Source organism: Xanthobacter autotrophicus (assembly GCF_029991245.1).
GTDB lineage: Bacteria > Pseudomonadota > Alphaproteobacteria > Rhizobiales > Xanthobacteraceae > Xanthobacter > Xanthobacter autotrophicus_C.
This window is the reverse complement of sequence record NZ_JAIVFO010000102.1, coordinates 1-16683: the sequence shown is the minus strand read 5'-3', so window position 1 is coordinate 16683 and position 16683 is coordinate 1. Positions and strand designations below refer to the sequence as shown.

At 67.8% G+C, this 16683-nt stretch carries 17 protein-coding genes; 9 read left to right on the top strand and 8 right to left on the bottom strand.

The annotated features are described in order from the left end of the window. Positions 1-270: 270 nt before the first annotated feature. Positions 271-1044, top strand: coding sequence for a fumarylacetoacetate hydrolase family protein (locus K9U41_RS16195; protein WP_282641879.1), 774 nt, complete (start codon positions 271-273; stop codon positions 1042-1044). Between the two features lie 73 nt (positions 1045-1117). Here the strand turns inward: K9U41_RS16195 and K9U41_RS16190 are convergent, their stop codons facing one another. The 3 genes from K9U41_RS16190 to K9U41_RS16180 form a co-directional block, all read right to left on the bottom strand. Next, positions 1118-1369: a GlsB/YeaQ/YmgE family stress response membrane protein gene (locus K9U41_RS16190; RefSeq protein ID WP_282641878.1), complete on the bottom strand. Its 252-nt coding sequence runs from the start codon at positions 1367-1369 to the stop codon at positions 1118-1120. A gap of 197 nt (positions 1370-1566) precedes the next feature. Further along, positions 1567-4227: a pyruvate, phosphate dikinase gene (gene ppdK, locus K9U41_RS16185; protein ID WP_282641877.1), complete on the bottom strand. Its 2661-nt coding sequence runs from the start codon at positions 4225-4227 to the stop codon at positions 1567-1569. A 111-nt stretch (positions 4228-4338) separates the two neighbouring features. Beyond that, positions 4339-4479, bottom strand: a complete 141-nt coding sequence (locus tag K9U41_RS16180; RefSeq protein ID WP_282641876.1) for a DUF3096 domain-containing protein — start codon at positions 4477-4479, stop codon at positions 4339-4341. A 313-nt stretch (positions 4480-4792) separates the two neighbouring features. Here K9U41_RS16180 and K9U41_RS16175 point away from each other — a divergent pair, with 313 nt between their 5' ends. The 5 genes from K9U41_RS16175 (at position 4793) to K9U41_RS16155 (ending at position 8746) form a co-directional block, all read left to right on the top strand. Further along, positions 4793-5653 (top strand): MBL fold metallo-hydrolase, encoded by an 861-nt coding sequence (locus K9U41_RS16175; RefSeq protein ID WP_282641875.1) that lies wholly within the window; start codon positions 4793-4795, stop codon positions 5651-5653. A gap of 190 nt (positions 5654-5843) precedes the next feature. Beyond that, on the top strand, positions 5844-6527 hold the full coding sequence (locus K9U41_RS16170; protein WP_432715811.1) for a lysophospholipid acyltransferase family protein: 684 nt from the start codon (positions 5844-5846) through the stop codon (positions 6525-6527). Then, positions 6524-7474 (top strand): phosphatidate cytidylyltransferase, encoded by a 951-nt coding sequence (locus tag K9U41_RS16165; RefSeq protein ID WP_282641874.1) that lies wholly within the window; start codon positions 6524-6526, stop codon positions 7472-7474. Before K9U41_RS16170 ends, K9U41_RS16165 begins: the two co-directional genes overlap by 4 nt. After that, on the top strand, positions 7471-7866 hold the full coding sequence (locus K9U41_RS16160; protein WP_282641873.1) for a hypothetical protein: 396 nt from the start codon (positions 7471-7473) through the stop codon (positions 7864-7866). The genes K9U41_RS16165 and K9U41_RS16160 overlap by 4 nt, the downstream gene beginning before the upstream one ends. Before the next feature lie 211 nt (positions 7867-8077). After that, positions 8078-8746 carry a CDP-alcohol phosphatidyltransferase family protein gene (locus K9U41_RS16155; RefSeq protein WP_282641872.1) on the top strand — a complete coding sequence of 223 codons (669 nt, stop codon included), beginning with the start codon at positions 8078-8080 and terminating at the stop codon, positions 8744-8746. Positions 8747-8798: 52 nt separating this feature from the next. On the opposite strand, the gene K9U41_RS16150 is transcribed toward K9U41_RS16155, so the two are convergent. Further along, the gene (locus tag K9U41_RS16150; RefSeq protein WP_282641871.1) at positions 8799-9773 is read right to left on the bottom strand and encodes a GlxA family transcriptional regulator; all 975 of its coding nucleotides are present in this window, start codon (positions 9771-9773) and stop codon (positions 8799-8801) included. Between the two features lie 220 nt (positions 9774-9993). Here K9U41_RS16150 and K9U41_RS16145 point away from each other — a divergent pair, with 220 nt between their 5' ends. Then, positions 9994-11271: a hypothetical protein gene (locus K9U41_RS16145; RefSeq protein WP_282641870.1), complete on the top strand. Its 1278-nt coding sequence runs from the start codon at positions 9994-9996 to the stop codon at positions 11269-11271. A 30-nt stretch (positions 11272-11301) separates the two neighbouring features. Here K9U41_RS16145 and K9U41_RS16140 read toward each other — a convergent pair whose 3' ends face one another. Beyond that, positions 11302-12180 (bottom strand): LysR family transcriptional regulator, encoded by an 879-nt coding sequence (locus K9U41_RS16140; protein ID WP_282641869.1) that lies wholly within the window; start codon positions 12178-12180, stop codon positions 11302-11304. A gap of 92 nt (positions 12181-12272) precedes the next feature. Between K9U41_RS16140 and K9U41_RS16135 the strand changes: the two genes are divergently transcribed. After that, positions 12273-12710, top strand: a complete 438-nt coding sequence (locus tag K9U41_RS16135) for a VOC family protein (protein ID WP_282641868.1) — start codon at positions 12273-12275, stop codon at positions 12708-12710. Positions 12711-12747: 37 nt separating this feature from the next. On the opposite strand, the gene K9U41_RS16130 is transcribed toward K9U41_RS16135, so the two are convergent. The 3 genes from K9U41_RS16130 to K9U41_RS16120 all read right to left on the bottom strand — a co-directional run bounded on the left by K9U41_RS16130 (position 12748) and on the right by K9U41_RS16120 (position 15230). After that, positions 12748-13254 carry a peptide deformylase gene (locus K9U41_RS16130; RefSeq protein WP_282641880.1) on the bottom strand — a complete coding sequence of 169 codons (507 nt, stop codon included), beginning with the start codon at positions 13252-13254 and terminating at the stop codon, positions 12748-12750. A gap of 401 nt (positions 13255-13655) precedes the next feature. Further along, the gene (locus K9U41_RS16125; RefSeq protein WP_282641867.1) at positions 13656-14432 is read right to left on the bottom strand and encodes an SDR family oxidoreductase; all 777 of its coding nucleotides are present in this window, start codon (positions 14430-14432) and stop codon (positions 13656-13658) included. Positions 14433-14480: 48 nt separating this feature from the next. Beyond that, positions 14481-15230: a GntR family transcriptional regulator gene (locus tag K9U41_RS16120; protein ID WP_282641866.1), complete on the bottom strand. Its 750-nt coding sequence runs from the start codon at positions 15228-15230 to the stop codon at positions 14481-14483. 129 nt (positions 15231-15359) lie between these two features. On the opposite strand from K9U41_RS16120, the gene K9U41_RS16115 reads away from it, so the two are divergent. Next, a complete protein-coding gene (locus K9U41_RS16115; protein ID WP_282641865.1) occupies positions 15360-16637 on the top strand; it encodes an ABC transporter substrate-binding protein in 1278 nt (425 codons plus the stop codon). Positions 16638-16683: the final 46 nt, after the last annotated feature.

Below are 16683 nucleotides of genomic sequence, written 5' to 3'. Positions count from 1 at the left end.
CCCGCAGGGGGGGGGGGGGGGGGGGGGGGGCAGGCCCTCTCCGCATTCCAGGCGCTTGGCTAAAGCGTTTTCGAGCGAAGCGGGCACCGGTTCGCGTGAAGAAGACGCGTTAATGCAACCTTCTAGAGCGATTTTCGTGAGCCAAGGCGAGCGGAAAGCGCTCTAGAGGCCCAACACCCCGCCCCCTCCCAACCCTCCCCCTCAAGCGGGAGAGGGCTTCGCCGGTGCGCGGGAGTCGCGCCGCCAAACAATTCCAACGAGGAAACACCCATGACCACCTGGCTGCGCTTCAGCGCCAACGGCACCACCGGCTTCGGCACCCTTGAAGGCGAGACCATCCTCGTCCACGAGGGCGACCTGTTCTCCGGCGCCAGCCCCACCGGAGCGCGCATCCCGCTCGCCGAGGTGACGCTGGAAGCCCCCTGCGTCCCCACCAAGATCGTCGCCCTGTGGAACAATTTCCACCAGCTTGCGGCCAAGCTGAATGTGGCGGAGCCTGCCGAGCCGCTCTATCTGCTGAAGGCCGTGACCTCGGTGGCCGCGCCCGGCGCGACCGTTCGCCGTCCGCCGGCCTATTCCGGCAAGACGGTCTACGAGGGCGAGCTGGGCATCGTCATCGGCACGGCCTGCTCCAACGTGTCCGAGGAAGAGGCCGCCGCCCACATCTTCGGCTACACGGTGGTCAACGACATCACCGCCGCCGACATCCTCAACCGCGATCCCACCTTTCCCCAGTGGGCGCGGGCCAAGGGCATCGACGGCTACGGCCCGTTCGGCCCCTGGATCGTGACGGATTTCGATCCGGCGGCGGCCCATGTGCGCACCATCCTGAACGGGGCGGAGCGGCAGAATTATCCGCTGGCCGACATGATCTTCCCGCCGGCGCGCCTGGTCTCCCTGCTGTCGCAGGACATGACGCTGAACCCCGGCGATCTCATCGCCTGCGGCACCTCCATCGGGGTGGGCGTCATGAAGGAGCCGTCCAACGACATCGCCATCGAGATCGAAGGCATCGGCACGCTGCGCAACACCTTCGTGCAGTGACATGGCTCGCTCCCCGGTTCCGGCGGACCGGACAACAGGTGTCCGCCGGAACCGCGATCAGAGCGGCACGGGCCTATCGCCGGATCGCCCGCGCGCCGCCGATGAGGATGCATGCGCCGACCACGCCAGCGATGAGGTAGCCCAGCCAGCCGCCGAAGTTCACGCCCAGCAGGCCGAAGAGGAAGCTGGCGATGGCGGCGCCGATGATGCCGAGAATGATGTTCATGAAGAGGCCGGTGTCGCTCTTCATGACGCTCGATGCGATCCATCCGGCGAAGCCGCCGATGATGATGGCGGCGATCCAGCCGATCTGTGCGTCCTGCATGATGTGCCTCAACCGTTGGCGTCACCGTGAGGGTGACTGAGGCGAAACGGCCGACGGCGCGGCTTGTTCCGGTGCCTGCCACCGGAATGCGAAAACGAAGAGGCCGCCCGGAGTGCTCCTCCGGACGGCCTTGCGTCGTATTCTGGCCGAAGCGGCATCCGGACGAGCAGGGCCCGTCCGGATATCCGGAGCCGGTCCTACTTCTTCAGCGCCGCCTGCGCCGCCGCGAGGCGGGCGATCGGCACGCGGAAGGGCGAGCAGGACACGTAGTTGAGCCCCACCTCATGGCAGAAGGCCACCGAGGCCGGATCACCGCCATGCTCGCCGCAGATGCCGAGCTTGATGTCGGGACGCGACTTGCGGCCACGCTCCACGCCGATCTTCACCAGCTCGCCCACGCCGTCCACGTCGATGGAGACGAACGGGTCCACCTCGATGATGCCCTTCTGCACATAGGGGCCGAGGAAGGTGCCCGCGTCGTCGCGCGAGACGCCGAAGGTGGTCTGGGTGAGGTCGTTGGTGCCGAAGGAGAAGAATTCGGCGCCCTTGGCGATCTCCTCCGCGCGCAGGGCGGCGCGGGGCAGCTCGATCATGGTGCCCACCTGGAAGGTGAGCTTCTCGCCGGTCTCCTTCTCCACCGCCTCGGCGGTCTTGCGGATGACGGCGTCCACGATGTCGAACTCGGCCTTGGTGGCGATGAGCGGCACCATGATCTCCGGCACCACCGCCTCGCCGGTGGTCTTGGCGGCGATGATGGCCGCCTCGAAGATGGCGCGGGCCTGCATTTCCGCGATCTCGGGGAAGGCGATGGCGATGCGGCAGCCGCGGAACCCGAGCATCGGGTTGACCTCGTGCAGCTCCTTGTTGCGCCGCTCGATGCGCTCCACGTCGACACCGAGGCTTTTCGCCACCTCCTCGGTTTCCTCCGCGGTGTGCGGCAGGAACTCGTGGAGCGGCGGGTCGAGCAGGCGGATGGTGACCGGCAGGCCCTTCATGATCTCGAACAGCTCGACGAAGTCGTCGCGCTGCATGGGCAGCAGCTTGGCCAGCGCCGCGCGGCGGCCGGCCTCGTCGTCCGCGAGGATCATCTCGCGCACGGCCAGGATGCGGCCGGCATCGAAGAACATGTGCTCGGTGCGGGACAGGCCGATGCCCTCGGCGCCGAACGAGCGGGCCATGCGGGCGTCGGCCGGGGTCTCGGCATTGGCGCGCACCTTCAGCTTGCGCACCTTGTCGGCCCAGCCCATCAGCGTGGCGAACTCGCCCGACAGCTCCGGCTGGAGCATGGCGACCTCGCCGGAGAGCACCTGCCCGGTGCCGCCGTCGATGGTGATGTGGTCGCCCTTCTTGAACACCTGGCCGTTCACGGTCAGGGTCTGGGCGGCGGCGTCGATGCGCAGGGAGCCGGCGCCGGAGACGCAGGGCTTGCCCATGCCGCGCGCCACCACGGCCGCGTGGGAGGTCATGCCGCCGCGGGCGGTGAGGATGCCCTGGGCCGCATGCATGCCGTGGATGTCCTCAGGCGAGGTTTCCACGCGCACCAGGATGACCTTGAGGCCCTTTTCCTTGGCCGCTTCCGCCTCGTCGGCGGTGAACACGATGGCGCCCGCCGCCGCGCCGGGGGAGGCCGGCAGGCCGGTGGCGATCACCTTGCGCTCGGCCTTGGGGTCGATGGCCGGGTGCAGCAGCTGGTCGAGGGCAGCGGGATCGACACGGCCGATCGCCTCCTCCTCGGTGATGAGGCCCTCGGCGGCCAGCTCCACGGCGATGCGCAGGGCCGCCTTGGCGGTGCGCTTGCCGGAGCGGGTCTGGAGCATCCAGAGCTTGCCCTTTTCCACCGTGAACTCAAGGTCCTGCATGTCCCGGTAGTGGTTTTCGAGGACGTGGGAGATGCGCTCGAATTCCTTGAAGGCCTCGGGCAGGGCCAGCTCCATGGAGGGCTTGTCCGAGCCGGCGGCCTTGCGGGCCTTCTCGGTCAGGTCCTGCGGGGTGCGGATGCCCGCCACCACGTCCTCGCCCTGGGCGTTCACCAGGAACTCGCCATAGAGCGCGTTCTCGCCGGTGGACGGGTTGCGGGTGAAGGCGACGCCGGTGGCCGAGGTCTCGCCCATGTTGCCGAACACCATGGACTGCACGTTCACCGCGGTGCCCCAGCTCTCCGGGATGGCGTGCAGACGGCGGTAGGTGATGGCGCGGGCGTTCATCCACGAACTGAACACGGCGCCGATGGCGCCCCACAGCTGCTCGTGGGGATCCTGCGGGAAGGGCTTGCCGAGTTCGGCCGCGACCTTCTCCTTGTACTTCACCACCAGGGCCGCCCAGTCGTCGGCGGACAGGTCGGTGTCGAGGGTGTGGCCCCCATGGAGCTTGAAGTGCTCCAGGATCTCCTCGAAGTGGTGATGGCTCACGCCCAGCACCACATCCGAGTACATGGTGATGAAGCGGCGGTAGCTGTCATAGGCAAAGCGCCGGTCGCCGGCGAGCCTGGCCACCGCTTCCACGGTCTCGTCGTTGAGGCCGAGGTTCAGCACCGTGTCCATCATGCCCGGCATGGAGGCGCGGGCACCGGAGCGCACCGAGACCAAAAGCGGGTTGGCGGCATCGCCGAACGACTTGCCGGTGAGCTGGCCGACCTGGGCCAGGGCGGCTTCCACGTCCGCCTTCAGCTCGGCCGGGTAGGTCTGGCCGTGTGCGTAATAATAGGTACACACCTCGGTAGGGATGGTGAACCCGGGAGGGACTGGCAAGCCGAGATTGGACATCTCGGCGAGGTTCGCGCCCTTGCCGCCGAGCAGGTTCTTCATGTCGGCTTTGCCCTCGGCCTTCCCGTCGCCGAAGGTGTAGACCCATTTTGTCATGTAGCTGATCCCTGTAGCTGGGATGTGCGGAATGGGCAGATGCTTAGCGTGCAGCGCACAAAGCATCAACAGGGGCCATCGCCGCAGCCCCCGCCCGCCCGGGGTGGCGCCTTAGTGGCCGAGCAACCCCGTGAGACCGATGATGATGAGGTAGATCGCCACCAGAACGTTGAGAAGGCGTGGAAAGGCAAGGATCAGGATGCCCGCCGCTAAGGCGACCCAAGGCTGAATAATGACGAGGTTGAAAGACATTGTGAAATTTCCTCAAGGCGTGTGATTTAGTGTGGTCCCATGCCAATGCTAGAGCGCGCACCGGGCAAATTGAATCCGTTTGCTCGGTGAATCGCTCTCTCATCCAGAGATGGAGATCGGATTATCCCATCAGCCTGCGACGCAGGCGCCCGCTCCGGGTCGCGCTCACGCCGCCGTTACGTGGAGCGCCATTGCGCAGGCGCGGTAACTGGGGACAATTGAAGGCATTCCGGTCTGCTTCCCGCCCCGGGGCTTGGGTCCGCGCGCCACGCGCTGGCGCGATCCGCGTGAGCGGCGATCCGAGAGAGGCTCCATGGACGCCCTTGCCCGCCCCCGGTTGGCCCGCCTCATTCTTGTTGCGATGCACAATTCATGGTGCGCGCTGCTGGCTTCTCTCGCCGCCGTGCTGCTGGCGCCGGGCCTTGCCCTGGCGCGGCCGGAGAAATGCCCCCGCATGGTGGCCGATCGCGCACCGGTCCGCCTCGCGGCGCTGGAGGGCGAGGGATTGCGGCTCGCGGCGGCGGCGGGCCTCGTCCGGCTGACCTTCCTCGGCCACGCGAGCTTTTTCATCGAGAGCCCCGCGGGCGTGACCATCGTCACCGACTATAACGATTATATCCGCCCGCCCCTGGTGCCGCGGGTGGTTACCATGAACCACGCCCACGACACCCACTACACGGAAGTGCCCGAGGCCGGGATCCCATACGTGCTGCGCGGCTGGAGCCCGGACGGGGGCCCGGCGCACCACGAGCTGACCCTCGACGACGTGTGGATCCGCAACGTGCCCACCAACATCCGGCGGGGCGCCGGCACCGAGTATGACGGCAATTCCATGTTCGTGTTCGAGGTGGCCGGCCTGTGCATCGCCCATCTCGGCCATTTGCACCATCTGCTGACCCCCGCCCACCTGGAGGCGCTGGGCCGCATCGACGTGGTGCTGGCGCCGGTGGATGGCTCCTACACCCTCGACATCGAGGGCATGGTGGAGACGCTGAAGGCCATCAACGCCCCCCTCGTCATCCCCATGCACTATTTCAGCGCGTGGGGGCTGGAGCGGTTCCTGTCGCGCCTCGGCCGGGAGTGGCAGGTGGAGCGCTCCCCGGGCGCCAGCGTCATGCTGGCGCGGGAGACCCTGCCGAAGGTGCCGACCCTGCTGGTGCTGCCCGGGCGATAAGGCCAAAGGCCCATGGGCTTGACTCACGGGCCTTTGGTCAAGCCCGCGCGCGCCCGGTTCCGGCATAGGTCGAAGACAGAAGGCCGATGGTATAAATGACGAATGGCAACCGTTCTTTTCACGCCGCTTCAAAAGGCTCCCGCGATGCCGAGCAGGCAGATGGCACACGAAAGGCGCGCCCGTGGCTGATGTGTCCGCCGGCCCAACGGAAACGCCGCCGCCCGCCCGGCCGAGACAGCAGCGCTTCCTCGCCCGGGTGGTCGGTACAGGCGTCCTCCTCTTCGCCCATTTCATCACCGCCGTGCGCGGCAAATGGGACGGCGTGGCGCCGGACGACGAGCAGCGGATCTACTTCGCCAACCACGCCAGCCATGGCGATTTCGTGCTCGTCTGGGCGGTTCTGCCGCCCCGTATGCGCCGCAAGACCCGACCGGTCGCCGGCGCGGACTATTGGCTCACGTCCGCGCTCCGACGCTTCATCGGCCGTGACGTGTTCAATGCTGTCTTGATCGAGCGCGACCGCGTGGCGCGGACCAGTGACCCGATCGGGCTGATGGCACAGGCGCTCGACGAAGGCGCCTCGCTCATCCTCTTCCCCGAAGGCACGCGCAACGTCACCGACGCCCCCCTGTTGCCCTTCAAGAGCGGGCTCTATCATCTCGCCCGTATGCGACGCCATGTCAGCCTCGTCCCAACCTGGATCGACAATCTCAACCGCGTCATGCCGAAGGGGGAGTTCGTTCCGATCCCGCTGATCTGCACCGTCACCTTCGGCGCGGCTCTCCACATGGGTGAGGGTGAGAGCAAGCAGGCCTTCCTTGATCGCGCCGAAGCGGCGCTCCTGTCGCTGTCCGTGAAAGCCGATACCCCGTGACCCTGCCGCCCCTCGACCTCGTCGCCGTCCTTGCCGGCCTGCTCGGCGTTCTGGCCGTCGCTTCCGTCATCGGCTACGCGCTGCAACGGCGCTTGTCCGCCGATGGATCGAACGTGGTCATCGAAAACCTCAACGACCGCATTCGCGCCTGGTGGGTGATGGTCATCCTGATGGGTCTGGCGCTCATGGGTGGCAGGATCGGCGTGACGGTTTTCTTCGCCTTCTGCTCCTTCGCCGCGTTGCGCGAATTCATCACGCTCACCGACACACGCCAGGGCGACCACTGGGCGTTGGCACTTGCCTTCTTCGTTGTCCTGCCGGTTCAATACTATCTGATCTGGATCGACTGGTACGGCCTCTATGCCATTTTCATCCCGGTGTACGCCTTCCTGCTGATGCCCATCGTCGCGGCATTGCGCGGCGACACCGACCATTTTCTGGTGCGCATCGCGGAAGTGCAGTGGGCGCTCATGATCTGCGTCTTCTGCACCTCGCATGTGCCGGCGCTGCTCAGCCTCGACATTCCGGGCTTCGCCGGGCGCAACGTGCTGCTCATCGCCTTCCTCGTCATCGTGGTGCAGATCAGCGATGTGCTGCAATATGTCTGGGGCAAGCTGCTCGGCCGGACCAGGATCGCCCCGAAGCTGTCCCCCTCGAAGACCGTCGAGGGCTTCCTCGGCGGTGCGCTGAGCGCGACCGCGATCGGGGCCGGCCTTTCTTGGATGACGCCGTTCTCCCCGCTGGAGGCGGCGCTTCTCGCCTTCGTCATCGTCGTGATGGGCTTCTTCGGCGGCCTCGTCATGTCGGCCATCAAGCGCGACCGCGGCGTGAAGGACTGGGGCCATCTCATTGCCGGCCATGGCGGCTTTCTCGACCGCCTCGATTCCGTGCTGTTTTCCGCGCCGATCTTCTTCCACCTGACGCGCTTCTGGTGGTCCGTCCCATGAGCGCGCGCGTGGCCCGGCTCGCGCGCAGCAGCGGCGTGCACATGGCCCTTGCGTTCGTCGCCATGGGGACCTGGTCGGCCTTCGCCAATCATGCGCATCCGATGCCCGCGCCTCTCGTCGCCGCCTTGATCCAGGGCACCATCTCGGCATGCATCACGCTGGTTCTCAAGGGCATGATCGAGGCGCTCGCCCGCCACCTTGCCGGAGTGGCAGCACTCGTCGCGCCGCCTCTCATCGCCTTCGCGATCTCCGCGATCGTGCTCTGGATCTTCCACACCATCGGCGGCACGCCCGAAATCGGCCGGACGATCGCCCTGCCGCTGACCAGTTCGGCCAGCTATTCGACGCTCTACAGCTTCGCCCTGTGGCGCGCCAAAGCGGGGCGCGGATGAGGTGGGCTGTGCCGGTGGTCGGCGTCGTGTTTTTCGTGGGCCGCCGGCCGCGGCTGCGCGGGGGTGTTCCTCGTGGCGGTTCCGGGCGCGCTGCTGCCGCATTGCCCCCGGCCCAGCTCCTGCGTCCTGATCTACGACGCCATCACCGGTCATCCACCCGACCACGGGGTCGGCGGCTGATCGATCCACAGCCTCAGGAAACGCCGCTGCCATGACCATGGATGATGATCGCCGTCCCCTCGCCAGCCGCAATACGGGCTGGGCGCGGTCCCTCGCACGCACACTGACCGCCACCGGGGTCACGCCGAACCAGATCTCCATGGCGAGCATGGTCATGGCGGCTGTTGCAGGCATCGCATTCTGGGGTGCCGGTGCAGCCGACGGCGGCCTGCGCCTCCTGCTCCTGCTCGCGGCGGCGCTGTTCTGCCAGCTTCGCCTGCTCTGCAATCTCTTCGATGGCATGGTCGCCATCGAAGGCGGCAAGCAATCGCCCGATGGCGCCTTCTGGAACGAGTTTCCCGACCGCGTGGCGGACCTGGCCATTCTGGTCGGTGCCGGATACGGCATCGGCGCGCCCGATCTCGGCTGGGCCGCCACCGCTCTTGCGGTTCTGACCGCCTATACGCGTGAACTGGGCCGTGCCTGCGGCCAGCCCGCCGACTTTTCCGGACCGATGGCCAAGCAGCATCGCATGGCGACCATGACCGCGGCGGCCATCCTTTCCGTCTCTGAGCCGCTCTGGAACGGCCACAACGATGTCCTGAAATTCGCGCTCTGGGTGATCGCCGTCGGGTCTGCCCTCACGGCCCTGCGCCGGGCGAGGCGGCTGGTCGTCGCGCTTCGGTCAGCGCCGGGCACCCAAAGGCGTGGAACGCACTGAGTGCGTCCTCACCGTGTGAGGGCGCCCAGCCCCTTGCGCACCGACCTTGCAATCAGTGCTCCCGGATACGGAAGCGCTGTCGGTACTGAAGCGGCGAGATGCCGGTGGCGCGCTTGAAGAGGCGGCGAAAGGCGGCGGCCTCCCCATAGCCGACCTCTCCGGCGATCGCGTCAATGGGCATATCGGTGGTTTCGAGGACCTGCTTGGCCTCCTCGACCCGGAGCGACTGCACGTAGTCCAGCGGCGCGTAGCCGGTCGCGGTCCGAAAACGACGCTTGAAGGTGCGCTCCGCCAGCCCGGAGGCGCGGGTCATCCCGGCCACCGGATTGGGGGTGGCATAATTGTTGGCCACCCAGACCTGGGCTGCCGCCACCGCAGCGTCGTCATGCTGCGGGGGACGCACGCGCGCGGCAAAGGGAAGCTGGCCGTCGCTCCGGTCGCCGAACAGGAAGATCTTGGCGGTGCGACGGGCTTCCTCCTCGCCGCAGAAGCGGGCGACGAGGTAGAGGGCGAGGTCGGTCCAGGACGCCGAGGCGCCAGCGGTCACCAGACGATGCTCCGCGCCGGCGCAGACCAGCACCCGCTCGGGACGCAGGTGGATAAGGGGATATCGGCTGCGGATCTGGTCGACGGCGGCCCAGTGGCAGGTGGCCTCCTCGCCGTCCAGAAGCCCGGCCTCCGCCAGCATGAGGGAGCCGGTGCAGACCGAACAGATGAGTGCACCCTGCGCATGCTGCTGACGCAGCCACGCGGCCGCCGCCGGCCATCGGCCACGGGTGTCTTCATCCCGGCCGACCGCCAGATCGCCGACGATCACGATGTCGGCGCGCTTCGCCTCGGCGAAGGTCAGGTCCGGCGCGACCGGCAGGCCCGCCACATTCCGGAACGGCGTGCGGTCCTCGGCCACGATCCGCGGCTGGAAGCGCCGGGAGACGGCGGGCCAACCCGTCAGCATTTCCCAGCCGGACCCGACATACACGAACACCTCGCACAAGCCGTTCAGGACGCCGGTGGAGATTTCGGGCACGGCCAGAAGGCACACGGAGACACGGGCGGGGGCAAAAGACGCGCTCATGGCGTCATGAGTGGCACATTCAGCCCGTTTTCGTCGAGTCTGCATCTGACGGCAACGGGCCGGATCGTGGGACCTGTTGCGGGCACCGGGTGCCGCGGGAAAGGCGCCCCGGCACGCCACCGTCCGGCATCGGCATCGCCGCTTCCGGCGTTCCCACAGTCAAGGACAGATCATGCTCGATACACTCTCCTCGCCGCATCGCGGCCTCGTGCAGGCGGCGACCTTTCCTCTGATCGATGCCATTCGCGGGCGGCGCTCCCGCCGCTTCGCCAAGGGCGCCTCGATCCCGGACGGGCCGCTGGCCTTCACTTCGCGTCACGCGGCCAAGCCGCTCGATCCGCAGGAACAGATGCTGCTGATCTCGACCGTCGCCGGCAACACCGGATGGGCGAACCTTTTCTCCCATCATCCGGCCTATGGCGCGAAGCTGCCGAACTACACGACGGCGGCGGGCGGGCGCAGCTTTCCCTCGTCGGCGGGGTTCAACACCTCCGAGTTCTTCTTTACCGACGACAGTGGCGTCTACTTCCTGCCGACGCGCGACCTGACGCCTGACCGCTTGCAGGACGAGACAGATATCGCCGACTGGCTCGACATCCAGCGCGCGCGTGCTGTGAAGCTTGCCGACGGGCGACTGCACATCCCTGCCGAGATGCCTCACATGGAGGGGCACAACACCTGGTGCGCGAACGTGCCGGGCTCGACGCTGATCATTCCGGTGGCCGATCTGGCACAGCACGTGATCCTGCTTCTGCTCTATCTCGTGCAGAACGGCACCGGCATCTACGACGACGTGAACGCCCGACCCGTTCCCGGACTGGAGCGCTATACGCACCGCCTCAACCTGGAGGTGGCCTACCCCATGTCCTTCCTCGAACAGACGGCGCTGACCGATGTCTCGGTCGAAATGGGCACGGCCTGCTATGCGGGGGCGCTGATGCTCCAGGCGCTCGGCCTGGGTGGCTGGATGTTCACCGGGCTCAACCCCTTCACGGTTCTGGGGGCGAGCGGCGACCCCACGGTGCCGGGCCTCGGCTTCCGCTTCAAGATGCTGGACGGCAATCCGCTGCCGCATTTCACCGGCCTGCCGGGGGTGTTCGAGGCGCATGTTCCCCCGCACCACGCCGACATGCGTGCGGCGGTGGAATCCGCGGTCCGGCGCAAGTTCGGCAAAGGCGGGCCCTTCGATCCGACCATCGGCGGACCCTACAAGGAGACCGCAGCGGTGCGATCGAGTGCGGCGCCCATTGACGCCGAGGCGATCGAGATCACCACGACCATGGCGGACTATGTGTTCCAGACCTTCGGGCGCTTCCCGGCCACGGTGCCGGCGGTGTTTCTGAACACTTACCTGCAGGCGCACCGGCTCGATACGGAATTCTACGACACGCATTTCGCGCCCGGCGCGTACCTGTCAAGCCATGCGGAGCACGATCGCATCTGGAAGTGATGCCGCGGCTGGCCGTTCCTCGTCTGCCGGTCACGCCTTGCCCGCGCCGGCGCGGTGGCTGTCCTCCACGAGGGCGATCAGGTCCTGGCGGATGGACAGGGTGCGGCTGTAGAGACCGATGGTGCGCGTCGGCTGGGGCGGCGGCAACGGCAGGGTCAGCACCTTCGCCCCCTCAAGGCGGGGACCGGTCCAGTCCGGGATGATCGCCACGCCGAGGCCGGCGGAAACCATGGCCACGATGCCGTCCAGGGCATCCAGTTCGATCCGCTCGCGCACCGCAATTCCGGCGGTGCGCAGAAAGCGGTCGACGATCCTGCCGCCCCAGTTGCGGCGGTCGTAGCGGATGAAGGGCTCGCTGGACAAAAGCGAGAGCGGGTCGCGCCCGGCGCAGGCGGGGGGCGCGATCAGCACCAGCGGCTCCACGGCCCAGGGGCTGAAGCGCTCGCCCTTGCGCAAAGGCGCGGGCGGCTCGACCACGATGGCGGCATCGAGCGAGCCGTCCAGCACCCGCTCGCACAGGTCGAGGGAGGTTCCCGGCTCGATCATCACGTCCAGGTCGGGATGAAGTCTGGTGAGGGTGCACAGCAGCGGCGGCAGAATCCCGGTGCTTGCGGTGGCGATGGTGCCGAGCCGCAGTTCGCCGGCGATCCCGCCGCTGTCGCTCGCGCGCCTTTGAAGGTCGGTGGCCTGGTCGACCATGGCGCGCAGGCCGGGCAGCAGCCGCGCCGCCGCCGCTGTCAGTGCAATGCTGCGACCGGCCCGGCCGATGAGGGGCGTGCCCAGTTCGCTCTCCAGGGTCTTGATCCGCAGCGCTACGGCCCCGGCGGTCAGGCCGAGCCGGCGCGCCGCGGCGGCGATCGAGCGCTCCTCGATCACGGCGATGGCGGTCCTGACGAACTCGGTGTCCATCCGCAGGTTTTCCTGATGCCTGAAGTCAGGCTCCCGCAGCTTTTATCGTCTATCGACCTGGCGTAGCAAGGCGCCGCACAGGAGATTGCCCCATGTCGCTGCCCTCCACCTCGCTTCGGCCCTTCCATCTTGCCTTCCCCGTCCATGATCTTGCCGCCGCCCGCGCCTTCTATGGCGAAACGCTGGGCTGCCCCGAGGGGCGCAGCTCTGACGAATGGATCGATTTCGATTTCTATGGCCACCAGATCGTCGCCCATGTGGTGCCGGGCATGGCCGAGGCCGACCGGGGCGGCAATGCGGTGGACGGCCATCATGTGCCCGTGCCGCACTTCGGCGTGGTGCTGAAGATGGCCGACTGGCAGGCCCTCGCCGACCGGCTGACGGCGGCGGGCACCCGCTTCGATATCGAGCCCTATGTCCGCTTCAAGGGCCAGCCCGGCGAGCAGGCCACCATGTTCTTCCGCGACCCGAGCGGCAACGCCATCGAAATCAAGGCCTTCGAGGATCTCGGCCAGCTTTTCGCCAAATGAGACGTGAAGCGTGAGACGTGACGGGTGCGGCGCGGGCTCAGCCCCGCGGCGCGCCCCGGACTTTCTCATAGCGCTTGATCACGCGGTCCCGCTTCAGTCGCGAGAGCCGCTGGATCCAGAACACGCCGTCGAGCTGGTCGATCTCGTGCTGGTGGCAGACGGCGCGCAGGCCGTCGGCCTCCTCGAGGTGTTCGGCCCCGCTCAGGTCCTGGTAGCGCACGCGGACGCGCGCCGGGCGCTCCACCTCCTCCGACACGCCGGGCATGGACACGCTGCCTTCCGGATGCCGGATCAGGTCGGTGGAGGCCCAGACGATCTGCGGATTGATGTAGGAGCGCACGCCGTCCTCGGCCGAAAGCTCCAGCACCACCACCCGCTTCGCAATGCCGATGTGGGGGGCCGTGATGCCGATCCCCGGCGCAGCACGCAGGGTGTCGAGCAGATCGGCGACGAGATCTCCCAGCGCATGGTCAAAGACGGTCACGGGCTCGGCCACGTGGCGCAGGCGCGGGTCCGGGAATGCGATGATCTGCCTTGCCGTCACGATGCCGGTGCCCCCTTGCGCAGACGCCTTGTCCCAGCGCGACCAGCCCCTGTCCAGTGGCCGGCGCCCGGCTCGGTCCTTGACCCACGGCTGACGGGCCAGGCTCATCGGCTGTCGGGCCGCGGGTCCCGGCTTGAAATGAGATGGCCCCTCTCCCGCAAGTGAGACCTCTGCAAAAGTCACCCACGCGGCCGGTGCAAGACGCCGGCCCTCTCCGCTTGCGGGAGAGGGCCGGGGCGAGGGGGGCGATATCCTCAGGGGAAGGCGTTTTCTCGTGGTGCCGACCCCTCACCCCCAACCCCTCTCCCGCAAGGGGAGAGGGGAGGACGGCCGCCCAAGGCGCTTTCGCAGAGGTCTCGCGCGTGCAGGGGAGGGGGCGTGCCAAAAGCCATCGGCTGCGGCTACACCAGCATCTGCAGGTCCCCATCCACCGCGATGGCCTGGCCGGAAATGCTGGAGCCCAGCGGGGAGGCGAGGAACACCGCCACATGGGCCAGATGCTGCGGCGGGATGAGGCGCTTCAGCGAGGTGGCGGAGAGCGCCATGGCCTGCACCTCCTCCATGGACAGGTTGCGCTCGCGCGCCTTGTGCTCGAACACCGAGCGGATGCGCGGCCCGTCCACCGAGCCGGGCAGGATGGCATTGGCGCGGATGCCATATTCCCCGAGTTCCATGGCCAGCGACTTGATGAAGCCCACCACGCCCCATTTGGCCGCCGCATAGGGCGAGCGCAGCGGAAAGCCGAAGCGCCCGGCCGCCGAGGCGAGGCCGATGATGGAGGGATTGTCGCTCTGCTTCAGGGCCGGCACGGCCAGCCGGGTCACGTTGAAATGGCCGGTGATGTCCACCGCCAGGGTGCGGTCCCAGTCCTCGGGGGAGATCTGGTCGACGCGGCCGGTGGGGCCGGCGATGCCCGCGTTGTTCACCAGCACGTCGAGGCCGCCGAGCCGGCCGAGGGCCCCGTCCATGAAGCGTTGCACCGCCGCGCGGTCGGCGACATCGCAAACGGAGCCGGCGATGCCGGGATCGGTCTGCGGCAAGGCGTCGAGGGCCGCCTGGTCCACGTCGCACACCTCGATGCGCCCCCCCTCGCGGGCGAAGGCGCGGGCGATTTCGAGGCCGATGCCCCCGGCGCCCGCAGTGATGATCACGCGGATGCCGGTGATGCCGAGGTCCATGGCGTTTCTCCGTTGAAGTCGAGTTCTGGTTTTGCTGCGAAGGCCGCGTCAGTCCGGCAGGACGTTGCGGGAGAGGATGAAATCGCCGGCGCTCCAGATATCGGCCACGAGGGCCGTGCGGGCGGCCTCCGGGTCCCGGGCTTTCAGGGCGGCCACCATGGCAGCGTGGCGGATGTGGGCCTCGCCCTGGCGCACGCGATCGGGGCCGGCGCGGAAATCGAGGTTCAGCACCGGACCGATCTGCAGCCAGAGGCCCTCGATCATCTGGAACAGGGTGGGCAAGTGGGCGGCGCGGTAGAGGGCGAAGTGCAGGTCCTTGTTGTGGCACATGGCGGCGGCGCCGTCGGGCTCCGGCTTGTCCCGCTCGGCGGCGAACAGGCGCTCGAAGCCCTCCACTTCCGCGATCTCGGCGTCGCTCGCCGCGCGGACGGCGGTCTCGGTCGCGAGGCCTTCGAGGCTGCAGCGGATGAGGCGCAATTCCTTGAAGCGGGCACGCGGCATCAGCGGCACGCGCACCGCCCGGTTGGGGAGCACTTCCAGGGCATTCTCGGCGACGAGGCGCGACACCGCCTCGCGCACCGGCATGGCGCTGGTGCCGATGGCGCTCGCGAGGCCGCGCAGGGTGAAGCGCTCGCCCGGGGCGGCGCGGCCCGCCAGCAGCAATTCCTTCAGGTCGCCATAGACCTGGTCTGCCAGGGTCTGGCGCACGATCCGGACCACGCGGGTGTCGAGGCCGGGGGGCGGTCCCTCCGTCCCGGCTTCCACATCCTCGTCCGCAGATGCCGTCTTGTGTTCCATGTTTCCCGTCTGCTATGTGTGATCACAGATAACAGATAGCCGAGCCTATCGGCAATCACCCGGTGCGGGTTGGACAGGGAAAATCCCGCCTCCGCAACACGCCGGTTCAAAAGGGAGGAGACCCACGCCGTGAAAGACACGTTACATCCCGCCTCCATTGCGTCCGTCCCGCTGGCCCGCCGCACGGTGCTGAAGGGCGTCGGCGCGGCCGCGCTGCTCGGCGGCGTCGGCATGCCCGCCATCGTCCGGGCGCAGGCCGACACAATCACGTTCGGCCATCTCACCCCGCTCACCGGCTTCCTCGGCCCGCTCGGCGCCTATGGCCAGATGGGCGTGCAGCTCGCGGTGGAGGAGCTGAACGCCGCCGGCGGCATCAACGGCCGCAAGATCAATCTGGTGATGGAAGACAGCGTGAACCCCGCCACCGCCTCCTCCAAGGCGGAGCGCTACATCGAGCGCGACAAGGTTCCGGTGATCATCGGCGAGATTTCCTCCGCCTCGGCGCTGGCCATCTCCCAGGTCGCGGCCCGCAACAAGGTGGTGTTCGTGAACACCGGCGGCAATTCCGATGCCCTGCGTGGCAAGGACTGCAACCGCTTCATGTTCCATGTGGAAGGCGCCAACACCCAATATGTGAAGGCGGTGGGCGCGGCCATGGTCCGCGACGGGCTGGTGAAGGGCAAGAAGCTGTTCTTCCTCACCGCCGACTACGCCTTCGGCCATGACCTCTCGCGCGTGGCCAAGCGCTACATCACGGCCAATGGCGGCGAGGTGGTGGCCGACGAACTGGTGCCCACCGACGCCACCGATTTCTCGCCCTATCTGCTGAAAGTGCGGCAGGCGCGGCCGGATGTGGTGATCTCCAACCTCGCCGGAAACCAGATCACCAACTTCATCAAGCAGTATTCGGAGTTCGGCCTCAAGTATCCGTTCGGCGGCTTCGGCTTCGATACGGCGGTGGCCTGGGGCGCCGGCAAGGGCACCTTCGGCGGCCTGTGGCCCATGATCTGGCACCACGACGTGCCCACGCCCCAGTCCAAGGCCTTCGTCGCCGCCTTCGTGAAGAAGTTCGGCAAGCCGCCGGAGAACCAGGCCTGGGGCGATTATGTGGCCACCAAGGTGGTGGCCCGCGCCATGATCGAGACCAAGAGCACCACCGCGGCCGACCTCATCGGCTTCTTCGAGAAGGAGCCGGAGCTGGACATCCTGAAGGGGCGCAAGGGCTATTTCCGCGCCTGGGACCACCAGCTCATCCAGGAGATGTACACCGTCACCGCACGGCCCGTGGCCGAGGTGAAGGACCAGTGGGACCTGATGATCCTCGGCCCCGCCGTGCCCGGCCCGGAGACCGCGCTCTCGGCTATCGCCCCGACCCCGGAAGAGAACGCCTGCACCTTCCCGGCGTGAGGGCCGAGGACTGACTCCCTCTCCCGCCTGCGGGGGAGGGCGGGGG

Excerpts from the sequence above, each read along its gene's own strand:
- K9U41_RS16135 (WP_282641868.1), top strand. The coding sequence starts at position 12,273 with ATGTCGCTGCCCTCCACCTCGCTTCGGCCCTTCCATCTTGCCTTCCCC.
- ppdK (WP_282641877.1), bottom strand. The coding sequence starts at position 4,227 with ATGACAAAATGGGTCTACACCTTCGGCGACGGGAAGGCCGAGGGCAAA.
- K9U41_RS16125 (WP_282641867.1), bottom strand. The coding sequence starts at position 14,432 with ATGGACCTCGGCATCACCGGCATCCGCGTGATCATCACTGCGGGCGCC.
- K9U41_RS16180 (WP_282641876.1), bottom strand. The coding sequence starts at position 4,479 with ATGTCTTTCAACCTCGTCATTATTCAGCCTTGGGTCGCCTTAGCGGCG.
- K9U41_RS16145 (WP_282641870.1), top strand. The coding sequence starts at position 9,994 with ATGCTCGATACACTCTCCTCGCCGCATCGCGGCCTCGTGCAGGCGGCG.
- K9U41_RS16175 (WP_282641875.1), top strand. The coding sequence starts at position 4,793 with ATGGACGCCCTTGCCCGCCCCCGGTTGGCCCGCCTCATTCTTGTTGCG.
- K9U41_RS16140 (WP_282641869.1), bottom strand. The coding sequence starts at position 12,180 with ATGGACACCGAGTTCGTCAGGACCGCCATCGCCGTGATCGAGGAGCGC.
- K9U41_RS16190 (WP_282641878.1), bottom strand. The coding sequence starts at position 1,369 with ATGCAGGACGCACAGATCGGCTGGATCGCCGCCATCATCATCGGCGGC.
- K9U41_RS16160 (WP_282641873.1), top strand. The coding sequence starts at position 7,471 with ATGAGCGCGCGCGTGGCCCGGCTCGCGCGCAGCAGCGGCGTGCACATG.
- K9U41_RS16155 (WP_282641872.1), top strand. The coding sequence starts at position 8,078 with ATGACCATGGATGATGATCGCCGTCCCCTCGCCAGCCGCAATACGGGC.
- K9U41_RS16120 (WP_282641866.1), bottom strand. The coding sequence starts at position 15,230 with ATGGAACACAAGACGGCATCTGCGGACGAGGATGTGGAAGCCGGGACG.
- K9U41_RS16195 (WP_282641879.1), top strand. The coding sequence starts at position 271 with ATGACCACCTGGCTGCGCTTCAGCGCCAACGGCACCACCGGCTTCGGC.